Consider the following 12,876-nt stretch of genomic DNA (forward strand, 5'->3'; position numbering starts at 1 on the left):
CACCGCAGAGGCGCGAAACCGCCGCGTGAGGGCACGTCCGCCACGCCCCGTTCCTCCGAGTGCATGACGCGAACTGGCAGGGCACGGCTTTCGGGGCCATGATCGGGGTATGCGCTCCAGTGGTGCCGCCGATCCGACGGGGTCCGCACACGCCGAGCTCGCCACCCACAGCGGGTACGCCCGGCGCGTGACAGTGCTGCGCGACGAACTCGCGGCACTGCCGGCCGACGAACCCGTGCGGCTCACCAAGCGCACGTCGAATCTCTTCCGCCCACGAGCCCGGGCGGGGGCGGGACTCGACGTGTCGGCGTTCGACCACGTGCTGTCGGTGGACCCGGTCGCCCGCACGGCCGACGTCGAGGGCATGGTGACCTACGAACAGCTCGTCGACGCCACTCTGCCCCACGGGTTGATGCCGCTCGTCGTGCCTCAGCTCAAAACGATCACGCTCGGCGGCGCGGTCACCGGCCTGGGGATCGAGTCGTCGTCGTTCCGCGCCGGGATGCCACACGAGTCGGTTCTGGAGATGGACATCCTGACCGGCGACGGGGACATCGTCACGGCCACACCCGACGGCGAGCACAGCGACCTGTTCCTCGCGTTCCCCAACTCCTACGGCACGCTCGGCTACGCGCTGCGGCTGCGGATCGAACTCGCGCCGGTGCGCCCTTACGTCCGGCTCGAGCACGTGCGGTTCTCCGATCAGCGGGCGTTCTTCGACCGACTCACCCGCGCCTGCCTCGACCGCGAGGCGGATTTCGTCGACGGCACCGTGTTCTCGCCGAGCGAGCTGTACCTGACGCTCGCGTCGCTGGAGGGTGAGCCCGATCGCGTCAGCGACTACACGTGGCTCGACATCTACTACCGCTCGATCCGCGAGCGCCCCGTCGACCACCTGCCGATCCGCGACTACCTGTGGCGCTGGGACACCGACTGGTTCTGGTGTTCGCGGGCGTTGGGCGCGCAGCACCGCCTGGTACGTCTGCTCGCCGGTCCACGGCTGCTGCGGTCCGATGTGTACTGGCGAGTGGTGAACACCGTGCGGCGCCACGGCCTGCTCGCCCGGTTCTCTCGCGTACTCGGCAGGCCCGAACGCGAATCGGTGATGCAGGACGTCGAAGTCCCGATCGACCGGGCCGGAAGGTTTCTGTCCTTCCTCCACCGGGAAATCCCGCTCAGTCCGATCTGGATCTGCCCGCTGCGGCAACGGGACGATCGGCGGTGGCCGTTGTACGAACTGGACCCGGGCGAGTTGTACGTCAACTTCGGCTTCTGGGGCACGGTGCCGCTCACCGGCGGCGAGGCGCAGGGGTCGCACAACCGGCGCGTCGAAGACGTCGTGACGGCGCTCGGCGGGCGGAAATCCCTCTACTCGGAGAGCTTCTTCGACCCGGACACGTTCTGGCAGCTCTACAACGGGTCCGCGTACCGCGCCGTCAAGCAGCGGTACGACCCCCGCGGGCGATTGCTCGACCTCTACGCGAAGTGCGTGCAAGCGAGGTGATGACACCATGGCGGCGACCCGTCCCCTCTCCGCGGTGCCCGCGCCCGCGCGGGCGTCCGAACGCGGCGGCGCGTCCGGCGCCGGACCACCGTTGACCGCGCTGCTCACCCGGCTGGTCGGCGACGATCCTCCGGTGACCGTGACGGCCTACGACGGCACCGTGGTCGGCGATCCGGAAGCGGAGCTGCGCATCCACGTCCGCACCCCGGAGGCCCTGAGCTACGTACTGACGGCTCCCAACGAACTGGGTGTCGCCCGCGCCTACGTCACGGGCAGGATCGACGTCGACGGCGACGTGTACGCCGTGCTGCGGGCGGTCGACGACATGTCGCTGAGCGTGGCCGACAAGGCGGCGCTGGCGCGGGAGCTGGCCGGTCACGCGCGTGAACTGCTGCGGCCGGTGCCGATCCCGGTCGAAGAGGCGCCGTCTCGGGCGCGCCGCGTGCTGCACGGGCTGCGGCATTCGAAGCTGCGCGACAGCGAGGCGATCTCCCGCCACTACGACGTTTCCAACCGCTTCTACGAGCTCGTGCTCGGTCCGTCGATGGCCTACACGTGCGCCTGCTACCCCGGCGAGGACGCGAGTCTCGAGGAGGCGCAGTTCCACAAGTTCGACCTCGTCTGCCGCAAGCTCGGGTTGCGGCCCGGCATGCGCCTGCTCGACGTCGGGTGCGGTTGGGGCGGCATGGTCGCCCACGCCGCCGAGCACTACGGCGTGGAGGCGCTTGGCGTGACGCTGTCACGGCAGCAGGCAGACTGGGCGCAGCGGGATCTCGCGGCGCGGGGCCTGGCGGGCCGCGCCGAGGTACGCCACCTCGACTACCGCGACGTCACCGAGACCGGCTTCGACGTGGTGTCGTCGATCGGGCTGACCGAGCACATCGGGGCGAAGGCCCTGCCGTCGTACTTCCGATTCCTGTGGTCGAAGCTGCGTCCCGGTGGCCGGCTGCTCAACCACTGCATCGTGCGACCGCACACCTACGATTCGCATCGCACGGGGCCGTTCATCGACCGGTACGTCTTCCCCGACGGCGAACTCGAGGGCGTGGGCACGATCGTCTCGGCCATGCAGGACAACGGGTTCGAGGTGCGGCACGCCGAGAACCTGCGGGAACACTACGGCCGCACCCTCGCCGCGTGGTGCCGCAACCTCGACGCCCGCTGGGACGAGGCGGTCGCCGAATCCGGCGTGCAGCGCGCCCGCGTGTGGGCGCTGTACATGGCCGCCTCGCGCCTGGCGTTCGAACGGCACCGGCTCGAGTTGCAGCAGGTTCTGGGCGTGAAGGTCGGCGAGCACGGCGACGCGTCGATGCCGCTGCGGCCGGACTGGGGAGTGTGAACCGTGCGCGTCCCCGCGCCCGAGGCCGGCGCCGCCGACTACGCATCGGCGTTCCGCGCGAGCACCGACGTGGCGCGGGCGCGGTCACCGCGCGAATGGACGCGCGTCGTGTTCGAGGGTGCACCCGCGCCGCAGGCCGTGTTCGTGCGGTTCGGTTGGCGGCACGTGCTCCGGTTGCGCCTCAGCGACTCACCCGCGTCGGTGGCGGGCTGGCGCCTCACCGATTGCGACGAGGACTCGGCGGTACTCGAAGCGCACTCGCCGCTGCTGGAGGCCCGAAACGTGGCTTTCATCGACGACCATGGCCTCACGTGGGCGACGTACGTGCGGTTCCACGGCCGTCTCGGGCGCGCAGTGTGGACGATCGCCGCGCGTGTGCACCACATCGTTCTGCCGCATCTCCTGCTCCGCGCCGTGCGGCGGACCGAGCGTTCGCTGCGCCGCGGAGGAGTGAACGCGATGTCGGTGCCGTGGGCTACCGTGCGGACGTGATCGAGTACCTGAGCATCCCCACGTCCGCGGGCGTTTTCGACGCGATCGGGGCGGGCCCGCACGACGGTCGTCCGGTGTTGCTGCTGCACGGTTTCCCCGAGGCGGCCGTGGAATGGGAGCACCAGGTCGCACGCCTGGGCGACGAGGGTTACCGCGCCGTGGCACCCGATCAGCGCGGCTACTCACCCGGGGTCCGGCCGGCCGACGTCGCCGACTACGAGATGGACCACCTTGTCGACGACGTCGTCGCGTTGGCCGGCGCGCTCGAGTGGTCGCGGTTCGACCTGGTGGGCCACGACTGGGGCGGTGCCGTCGCGTGGTGGGCCGCCGACCGGCACCCCGACCGCCTGCGCACGCTCACCGCGGTGTCGACGCCGCACCCGCGGGCGCTCGGCGACGCACTCGCGGGCGACGAGGACCAGGCGATGCGCTCGCAGTACATGCGCGACTGGCGCAGCTCCGACACCGAGAAGCGCATGCTCGCCGACGGCGGTGAGCCGCTGCGCCGCATGTTCGAGTGGAAGGTCCCTCGCGGCCGCGTGGACGACTACCTCGCACGGCTGTCCGAGCCGGGCGCGCTGACTGCGGCTCTGAACTGGTACCGGGCGGGCAGCCCGAAAGCCGCGATCGAAGCGGTGACGGTGCCGACCCTCTACGTCTGGAGCACCGAGGACGTCGCGTTCGGCTCGACGGCGGCGCTGGCGACCGAGCAGTGGGTGAGCGGGCCGTACGAGTTCCAGATGCTCGAGGACATCACGCACTGGGTCCCGGAGGAGGCCCCGGAGCAGCTGACCGCGCTGCTGCTGGACCACCTGCACCGGCACTGACAGGCCGTCCCCGTGCCGCCGCCCGGGTGAACCGGGCCGGCTTTCACCCGGCGTACGGCCGATCACGCCGGTTCACCCTTGCGCGACCGGACCCCGACGCCGAGAATTCGAAACTCATTCACGTTTAGTCGGCGGGTGGGTGACGGATGGCGGGTGGGTGACGGATGACGAAACGCGCGTTGGTCCTGGCCGTGGCGTTGCTTCTCGGGGCGTCCTTGCTCACCGCTCCCGCCGGTGCGACCCCATCCGACGGGGAGGATTCCGTGGACGAGGGCTCCGTGGACGCTGCCGAGCCGTACCTCGTGGGACGCGGCATCGCCGACGCGACGGGCGAGATCGCCGAGGTCGGGCTGATGGGCTACGGCCGTCTCGACCAACAGGCCGCGGGTCTGCACAACCGGCAGCGTTCCCGGGCGTTCGTCATCGCCGACCGCGGCACCGGCGAGCGCGTCCTGCTGGTCGTGGTGGACGCGCCGATGATCTTCAACAGCGTGCGCCAGGAGGTGCTGCGCAGGCTGGCGGAGCGCTACGGCGACACCTACACCGAGCGCAACGTGATGCTGACCGCCACGCACACCCACGCGGCTCCGGGGGGCCATTCCCACCACCTGCTGTACAACATCACCACGCTGGGCTTTCACAGGAAGACCTTCGAGGCGGTCACGTCCGGCATCGTCGAATCGGTCGACCGCGCCCACGCCGATCTGGCTCCCGCGTCGCTGACGCTCACCCACGACGAGCTCACCGGCGCGAGCGCCAACCGCTCCCGCGAGGCGTTCGACCGCAACCCTGCCCGCGACCGGCAGCACTTCCCGGACGCCGTCGATCCGCAGACGTCGCTGTTGCGGATCGAACGCGGCGGCAGGCCCGTCGGGGCGATCAACTGGTTCCCGGTCCACGCGACGAGCATGTCCGGCGACAACCGGCTCGTCAGTTCCGACAACAAGGGCTACGCCGCCTACCGATGGGAACGCGACGACGCGGGTGTCGACTACCGCGCCGACCGGGCGCCCGCGTTCGTCTCCGCGTTCGCCCAGACCAACGCGGGCGACCTGACCCCCAACGTCGACCTGACCCCACCCGGCACCCCCGAGGACTTCCAGCGCACCACGGCCAACGGTGAGCAGCAGTACCGCGCGGCGAAACGCCAGTTGGACGCCGACGGCACCGGCCTCGCGGGCGGTGTCGACTCCCGCCTCGTCCACGTGGATCTGTCCGATGTGGAGGTGAGGCCGGAGTTCACCGGCGACGGGCGGACCCACCGCACCTGCAAACCCGCCGTCGGCGCGGCCATGGCCGCGGGCAGCCTGGAGGACGGACCGGGATTCCCCGGCTTCGACGAGGGCGAGAATCCGTTGTGGGACAGCGTTTCCCACTCGGTGCTCTACCGCGCGTCGGCGAAACTCGAGCAGTGCCAGGCGCCGAAGGGGGTGTTCGCTCCGGTGGGTGCGATGAACAAGGTCTACCCGTGGGTGCAGGAGATCGTGCCGGTGCAGGTGGTGGGCGTCGGCGAGCTGTATCTGGTCGGGATTCCCGGCGAGGTGACGATCACCGCGGGGCTGCGGCTGCGGCGAACCGTCGCCGAGGCCGTCGGCGCGGAGCTGCGGAACGTGCTCGTCGCCGGTTACGCCAACTCCTACTTCCACTACCTGACCACGCCCGAGGAGTACGACGCCCAGCACTACGAGGGTGGGAGCACGCTGTTCGGCCGCTGGCAGCTGCCCGCGCTGCAGCAGACCGTGCACGGGCTCGCCACCGCGATGCACGACGGTCGTGACGTACCGCCCGGGAAGCGGCCCCGGGACCTGTCGGGCAAACAGGTGCGGCTCCAACCGGGCGTCGTGCTCGACACTCCCGCGATCGGCAGGCGTTTCGGCGACGTACTGGCCCAGCCTGCCGAGGCCTACTCCGCGGGCGAGCGGGTGTCCGCCGCGTTCGTGGGCGCCCACCCGAGCAACGACCTGCACCGCGGGGGCACGTATCTCGAGGTGCAGCGCTGGGACGGGCGCGCCTGGCGCACGGTCGCCGACGACGGCGACTGGTCGACGAAGCTGCACTGGAAACGCCGCGGGCTGTCGGCCTCGCGCGTCACGATCACGTGGCAGCCACCCAGGCAGGCGGCCGGCACCTACCGGATCCGCTACCGCGGCGACGCCAGGAACGCCCTCGGCCGCATCACCCCCATCACCGGCGTGACGAGAAACTTCACCATCCGCTGACCCGCGTGCCCTGCACTCGCGCACGCGTGTTGCGGATCCCGGGGGCCGTGTTGCGGATTCCGGGGGCCGTGTTGCAGATTCCGGGACGAGAGGTCTTCACCCCCCAGATGCGCCGACGGCCGAAACCGGTCGACGAGGCCCGACGTGAGGCCCGACCACCTCGGCACCGTCGACCGTCAGACCGTGATCGCGTCTGAGACGTCACGCACGAGACTCCCCGCGGAATCGGACCAATGGGAAACGACGACCAGCTCGCGGTCGGGGTCGACCCACAGCAGATGACGGTTGCCGCACCCCCTGGCACACCGCCCCGAAGACGGGGCCTCGGGAAACACGGTCCGCCGGTCGTTGAGCCACCACAGGAAGCCGTAGTCGGGATTGGCGGGACACGGCCGCCAGCTCTCGTCGATCCACTCGGGACTCACAAGCCGCTCCCCGTACCACGATCCACGCGCGAGGATCAGCTCTCCCAACCGAACCAGGTCGACGGCCGAGGCCCACAAGCCGCCGCCCCAGTGCGCTCCGCCCGACACGACCGGAAGCTCCACGCCGTCCACCACGACCAGGGAGTTCCGATATCCGTGCCACGACCAGGTGTCCGAGAATCCCAGCGGCCCGAAAAGTTCGGTGCGGGCCACGTCGTCCAATGGCCGGCGCCACAACACGGTGAGTGCGAGCGCGAGCAGGTTGACCCGGACGTCGTTGTACGCCCATTCGACACCGGGCTCCGCGTAGGCAGCCGAACCGCCGTCACGGAGGCTTTGCGCGTCGACGTCAGCCGGCTTGCCCCAGAGCTCGCCCGCCCATCCACTCGTCTGCTGGAGCAGATGTGTCCATGTCACTCGCGGACCGATTCGGACCGGAAGGTCGGCCGTGTCCGCGACGGGAGTGTCCGCGTCGGGGATCATCCCCCGGTCGAAAGCCACTCCCGCGAGCACGGCCAGCACGGTCTTGGTCAGACTGAAGCACATCTCGGGCCGAGTGCTCTCGCCCCACGTCGTGGCGATGCGGCCCCGGAAGCTCACCGCGCCGCTCGCCCCGTTACCGGGGAGGAGCGGTCCGAGGACCTCGCGATGCGACAGGTCGGCGACCTGCGCCGCGTGGAACGCGGCGATGTCCTCGATTCCGGGCGTGGTGCGACGTTCGGCCTGTCGGACTGCTTCGTGCATCGCATCGAGGTCCGGCGACGGCCGACTCGATCCCATAGCGCCGTAACGTGCCACACCGAGGCCACAACGACAACGCGAAGGCCCACCGCGGGAACGCTCACCGGATCCCCCGCCGGCACCTCGTCCGGAGGCGGGTCGGGCTGACGGGTTCGCGCACCACGAGCCCCGGAACTCGCAACACAGACGCCCGAATCCGCAACACGGGCCCCTGAAACTGCAACACGGACTCCCGGAACCGCAACACGGACGTCCAGCGTCCGCCCGGAATCAGCCGACCGTCAGCACGAGCTTTCCGCGCACGTTGCCCGCCTGGCTCACCCGCCATGCGACCGCGGCCTCGGCGAGCGGATAGGTGCGGTCGACGTGGACGGTCACCTCGCCCGCGTCGGCAAGCTTGCCCAGTTCGGTGAGGTCCTCGGCGCTCGGCCGTACCCACATGTACCGGCCGCCGTACTCGGCCACTCCCGGGTCGGCGACCGAGCCGACATGCGCAGCGTCCTTGGTGACCTGCCGCGACACCTCGACGGCCTCTTCTCCGCCGACGAAGTCGACCGTCGCGTCGACCCCGTCCGGGGCCAATTCCCGCACCCGGTCGGCCAACCCCTCGCCGTAGGACACGGGCTCGGCTCCCAACTCGGCCAGGAAGGCGTGGTTGCGCTCGCTCGCCGTGCCGATCACGCGGGCGCCGAACGCGTTCGCCAACTGCACCCCCAGAGCGCCGACACCGCCCGCGGCCGCGTGGATCAGCACCGTCTGGCCGGAACCGACGTTCAGCCTCCGCAGCGCCTGGAACGCCGTCAGCCCGGCCAACGGCAGTCCGGCGGCCTGCGACCAGTCGAGCGAGGCCGGTTTCGGCGCCAGCAGGCGCACGTTGGCCGAGACCAGCTCCGCATACGACCCAAGTTGGACGTGATCCTTGCGGACGTAGCCGATGACCTCGTCACCGACGGCGTACTCCTCGACATCCAGGCCGACCGCCTCGACGACGCCGGCCACGTCCCAGCCGGGAATCAGCGGGAAGTGGGTCTCCATCATCGCGTCGAGCCCACCCGCAGCGAGTTTCCAGTCCACCGGGTTGACGCCGGCCGCCTTGACCCGCACCAGCACCTCGCCGGGCGCCACCTTCGGGTCCGGCCGGTCGGCCACGGTCAGCTCGTCGGGTCCGCCGTACTGATTGAGAACGATCGCCTTCATGTGACAGGTAACAAGGCCGGCCCCGAGCGGCATTCCTGCCGTCGCCCCACCGGGTGGGCACCGCGAGGCGTCGCTGTGTCGTCGCTGACAGCACGCCGGAATTCTGCACTCGAGTGCAGAATTCCGGGAGCGACGCGAACCCGAGTTCGTCATCACTGCGCAGAACGCCCAGCCCGCCCACGTCTGACGACGCGGACCCGTCCTGCCGTCGGCTCGCAGCGGGTACGCGCACCCATCCGTACCCGCCCGTACCCGCGCCGACCTGCACGTCCGAGGGCATCCACGGGCCCAGGAATACCTCCCGAGCCACAGCCGTTAGGGTTGATAGTTGAACGCACAACTACCTGAGGCAAGGTGACAGCGATGCAGTTCGGGATCTTCTCCGTCGGGGATGTGACCACGGACCCGACCACCGGCACGACACCGACCGAGAACGAGCGGATCAAGGCCACGGTGCGGATCGCGCGCAAGGCCGAGGAGGTCGGTCTCGACGTCTTCGCCACCGGCGAGCACCACAACCCGCCGTTCGCCGCCCCGCCGAACCCGCCCGTGCTGCTCGCCAACATCGCCGCGCAGACCGAGCGGATCATCCTTTCCACGGCGACGACGCTCATCACCACCAACGACCCGGTGCGCCTCGCCGAGGACTACGCCTACCTGCAGCACCTCGCCGACGGCCGTGTCGACCTGATCATGGGCCGTGGCAACACCGGACCGGTCTACCCGTGGTTCGGCAAGGACATCCGCCAGGGCATCCCGCTGGCGATCGAGAACTACGCCCTGCTGCACAAGTTGTGGCGCGAGGACGTCGTCGACTGGGAAGGCAAGTTCCGCACGCCGCTGCAGAGCTTCACCTCGACGCCGCGTCCGCTCGACGGCGTGCCGCCATTCGTCTGGCACGGTTCGATCCGCACCCCGGAGATCGCCGAGCAGGCCGCCTACTACGGCGACGGCTTCTTCCACAATCACATCTTCTGGCCGTTCGAGCACACGCGCCGCATGGTGGAGCTCTACCGGCAGCGCTGGGAGCACTACGGCCACGGCCCGGCGGACCGCGCGATCGTCGGACTCGGCGGTCAGGTGTTCATGCGCAAGAACTCGCAGGACGCCGTGAACGAGTTCCGGCCGTACTTCAACGACGCCCCCGTCTACGGTGGCGGACCGTCGCTGGAGGAGTTCACCGAGCAGACCCCGCTCACAGTGGGCAGCCCGCAGCAGGTCATCGACCGCACCCTGACGTTCCGGGAGAACGTCGGCGACTACCAGCGACAGCTGTTCCTCGTCGACCACGCCGGCCTGCCGCTGAAAACCGTGCTCGAGCAGCTCGACATGCTCGGCGAGGAGGTCGTGCCCGTACTGCGGGAGGAGTTCGCCAAGAACCGTCCCGCGCACGTGCCGGACGCCCCGACGCACGCCTCGCTGCTGGCCGCCGAGAACACCGAGGCCGTCGCGGCGGGTGAGGCCCGATGAAGCTCACGATCGTGTCCGCGGGCACCACGTCGCCGTCGTCGACCCGGCTGCTGGCCGACCGGCTCACCGAGTCGCTCACCAAACAGCTGGGCGACGGCGACGGCGAGGAGCTCGAGGTCCACGTCGTCGAACTGCGCGACGTGGCCGTCGACATCGGCAAGAACATGGTGACGGGCTTCCCGAGTCCGGCACTGCAGGCCGAGCTCGACGCCGTGACCGGGGCCGACGGCGTGATCGCCGTGAGCCCGATCTACAGCGCGTCCTACAGTGGACTGTTCAAGTCGTTCTTCGACGTGATCGACGCCGGCGCCCTGACGGGGATGCCCGTGCTCATCGGAGCGACGGGCGGCACACCCCGCCACTCGTTGGCCCTCGACCACGCCCTGCGGCCGCTGATGTCGTACCTGCGTGCCACGGTCATGCCCACCGGCGTGTACGCGGCCTCGCAGGACTGGGGCGGCGAGGACGCGGGCGAGCTGCACTCCCGCATCGACCGCGCTGCGGGCGAGCTGGCGGGTGCCATGGCCGGAACGCCGAGAAGCCGCCGCGCCGGCGACGGCTTCTCGGACTTCGTCCCCTTCGAACAGCAGCTGGCGGATCTCGGTCAGCTCGACGTCTGAGCGAACTCGGCCTGCCCGCGCCCGGCAATCGTCGCGGGCAGGCCGGGTTCGCCGAAGCTCCGAGTGACGGTTCGCCCTACCGAGGGCTTGCGTGCTCGTCGACGAACTCGTCGACGTAACGCCACGTCGTGCTGCGAGCACGGCGGCCGGTGAGGACACCGAGGTGTCCGCCGGGCGCGGTACGGAACCGCGTCTCCGGCGTGTTCTCCAGCAGGTCCACCAGCCGCTCCACGGCACGGCGCGGCGCGATGCTGTCGTTCTCCCCCGCGACGACGAGAGTCGGAATGTCCAGCTTGGACAGTGTGATGGTGCGGCCGTCGAGTGCGAAAGTGCCTGCGGACAGATCGTTGGCGCGGAAGAACCGGTGGTAGATCTGCCCGAACGTGCGTCCCGGGTACGCGAGCATGTTGGCCATGAAATGGTCGACGGCCTCGATCTGCGCCAGGTAGTCGCGGTCGTCGAGGTTGCGCAGGATGGCCAGCGGTTTGGTGATCTCCTTGTCGATCCCCGTCGCGCGGAACACCTGCGTCACCACCGCCGACGGCGCGCCGCCGAGCAGGCGGTAGAACGGCGTCAGAATGTGCCCGCCGGTGAACTCCACGAGCGGCCGGAACGGGGCCACAAGCGGGATCGCGGTGTAGTCGAACGGCGAGGCGATCGTGGTCAACGACCCGATCGGCAGCTCGGGCCGGTCGGCGGCCGTCAGCACGGAGAAGATGCCGCCGAGGCACCACGCGACGACGTGCACGGGCCTGCCGCCCGCATCCTCGCTGACCTTGCGGATCGTGCGCGGCAACACCTCGTCGATCCAGTGCTCGATGCCCAGATTGCGGTCGGCGAACGCGACGCTGCCGTAGTCGACGAGATAGGTCGGCCTGCCCGCGTCGGTGAGGTGCTCGGCGAGGCTGCACCCACGCCGCAGGTCGAAACACAGCGCCGGCGCTGCCAGCGGCGGCACCAGCAACACCGGATCGCCGGAAGGGGTCACCCGCTGCCCCGTCATCCGGTAGACCGAACGGTTCGGACCGCGGTCGATCAGCACCCGCGGCACGGGCCGGAGGTCCGCCACGCCGCCCTTGGCGACCTTGTCGGCGACGTTCGCGGCCACCGAAGCCAGCTGTGACGGAATCGCGATCACCGGGACCTCCAGCCGGCTCGGGTTCAGCTCGTGAGCGTCAGGATACGCGGCCCGTCCTCGGTGATCGCGATCGTGTGCTCACTGTGCGCGGTGCGCGAGCCGTCGGCCGATCGGATCGTCCAGCCGTCCGGGTCGTAGACGATACGGTCGGTACCCGCGGCGAACCACGGCTCGATCGCGATGGTCAGCCCCGGACGCAGCGGCATCCCTCGGCCGGGGCGGCCCGCGTTCGGCACGTGCGGCTCCTCGTGCATCGTGCGGCCCAGACCGTGTCCGCCGAACTCGGTGTTGACCGGGTAGCCGTATCGCGACGCGACGCCGCCGATCGCCGCCGAGATGTCACCGAGCCGGTTGCCCGGCCGCGCCACCGCGATCGCCTCGTCGAGTGCCCGCTCGGTCGCCTCCACGAGCCGCACGTCCTCGCGCCCCTGGTCACCGGGGCGCGGGGTGCCGACGATCACGGTGCGCGCCGAGTCGGCCACCCAGCCGTCGATCGACACGGCCATGTCCATCGTGAGCACGTCGCCGCCGCGCAGCTCGTAGTCGTGCGGTAGCCCGTGCAGCACGGCGTCGTTGACGGCGAGGCAGATCACGTTGCGGAACGGCCCCTTGCCGAACGACGGCGCGTAGTCCCAGTAGCAGGACTCAGCGCCCCGGTGCTTGATCATGTCGCGGGCGCGGTGCTCGAGGTCGAGCAGGTTCACGCCGGGTTCGGCGCGCTGCGCCAGATCGCCGAGCACCTCGGCGACGAACGTGCCGGTCACGCTCATCGCCTCGATCTCGCCGGGGGTCTTCAGCTCCACCATCGCCTGCATCCTCCACCGCGGACCCGCATGCCCGCCGCCGAACCCGAATACTTATACCGGTATTTCTATCACGCCTGGTCGGCCGCGGCGACGCACCC

The 12,876-nt window shown here is 70.2% G+C and carries 11 protein-coding genes; 7 read left to right on the forward strand and 4 right to left on the reverse strand.

Annotation, left to right across the window (positions count from 1 at the left end):
• Window positions 1–109: 109 nt before the first annotated feature.
• The 5 genes from FHS23_RS15985 (at window position 110) to FHS23_RS16005 (ending at window position 6,381) form a co-directional block, all read left to right on the forward strand.
• Window positions 110–1,504: an FAD-binding oxidoreductase gene (locus tag FHS23_RS15985; protein WP_183655744.1), complete on the forward strand. Its 1,395-nt coding sequence runs from the start codon at window positions 110–112 to the stop codon at window positions 1,502–1,504.
• Between the two features lie 7 nt (window positions 1,505–1,511).
• Complete coding sequence (locus tag FHS23_RS15990; RefSeq protein ID WP_183655747.1) at window positions 1,512–2,843, forward strand: SAM-dependent methyltransferase; 1,332 nt, start codon at window positions 1,512–1,514, stop codon at window positions 2,841–2,843.
• Window positions 2,844–2,846: 3 nt separating this feature from the next.
• The gene (locus FHS23_RS15995) at window positions 2,847–3,335 is read left to right on the forward strand and encodes a DUF2867 domain-containing protein (RefSeq protein ID WP_183655750.1); all 489 of its coding nucleotides are present in this window, start codon (window positions 2,847–2,849) and stop codon (window positions 3,333–3,335) included.
• Window positions 3,332–4,162 (forward strand): alpha/beta fold hydrolase, encoded by an 831-nt coding sequence (locus FHS23_RS16000; protein ID WP_183655753.1) that lies wholly within the window; start codon window positions 3,332–3,334, stop codon window positions 4,160–4,162. The genes FHS23_RS15995 and FHS23_RS16000 overlap by 4 nt, the downstream gene beginning before the upstream one ends.
• 164 nt (window positions 4,163–4,326) lie before the next feature.
• Window positions 4,327–6,381 carry a neutral/alkaline ceramidase gene (locus FHS23_RS16005; RefSeq protein WP_183655756.1) on the forward strand — a complete coding sequence of 685 codons (2,055 nt, stop codon included), beginning with the start codon at window positions 4,327–4,329 and terminating at the stop codon, window positions 6,379–6,381.
• 176 nt (window positions 6,382–6,557) lie between these two features.
• Here the strand turns inward: FHS23_RS16005 and FHS23_RS16010 are convergent, their stop codons facing one another.
• Both FHS23_RS16010 and FHS23_RS16015 read right to left on the reverse strand, forming a co-directional pair.
• Window positions 6,558–7,550 carry a serine hydrolase domain-containing protein gene (locus FHS23_RS16010; protein WP_221219547.1) on the reverse strand — a complete coding sequence of 331 codons (993 nt, stop codon included), beginning with the start codon at window positions 7,548–7,550 and terminating at the stop codon, window positions 6,558–6,560.
• A gap of 267 nt (window positions 7,551–7,817) precedes the next feature.
• Window positions 7,818–8,744 carry an NADP-dependent oxidoreductase gene (locus FHS23_RS16015; RefSeq protein ID WP_183655759.1) on the reverse strand — a complete coding sequence of 309 codons (927 nt, stop codon included), beginning with the start codon at window positions 8,742–8,744 and terminating at the stop codon, window positions 7,818–7,820.
• A gap of 363 nt (window positions 8,745–9,107) precedes the next feature.
• Here FHS23_RS16015 and FHS23_RS16020 point away from each other — a divergent pair, with 363 nt between their 5' ends.
• On the forward strand, window positions 9,108–10,214 hold the full coding sequence (locus tag FHS23_RS16020) for an LLM class flavin-dependent oxidoreductase (protein ID WP_183655762.1): 1,107 nt from the start codon (window positions 9,108–9,110) through the stop codon (window positions 10,212–10,214).
• Window positions 10,211–10,834 (forward strand): FMN reductase, encoded by a 624-nt coding sequence (locus tag FHS23_RS16025; RefSeq protein WP_183655764.1) that lies wholly within the window; start codon window positions 10,211–10,213, stop codon window positions 10,832–10,834. Before FHS23_RS16020 ends, FHS23_RS16025 begins: the two co-directional genes overlap by 4 nt.
• 76 nt (window positions 10,835–10,910) lie before the next feature.
• Here the strand turns inward: FHS23_RS16025 and FHS23_RS16030 are convergent, their stop codons facing one another.
• Both FHS23_RS16030 and map read right to left on the reverse strand, forming a co-directional pair.
• Window positions 10,911–11,972, reverse strand: a complete 1,062-nt coding sequence (locus FHS23_RS16030) for an alpha/beta fold hydrolase (protein WP_183655767.1) — start codon at window positions 11,970–11,972, stop codon at window positions 10,911–10,913.
• A gap of 23 nt (window positions 11,973–11,995) precedes the next feature.
• Window positions 11,996–12,778, reverse strand: coding sequence for a type I methionyl aminopeptidase (gene map / locus FHS23_RS16035; RefSeq protein ID WP_183655770.1), 783 nt, complete (start codon window positions 12,776–12,778; stop codon window positions 11,996–11,998).
• Window positions 12,779–12,876 lie beyond the last annotated feature (98 nt).

This window comes from Prauserella isguenensis (assembly GCF_014191605.1).
Lineage (GTDB): Bacteria > Actinomycetota > Actinomycetes > Mycobacteriales > Pseudonocardiaceae > Prauserella > Prauserella isguenensis.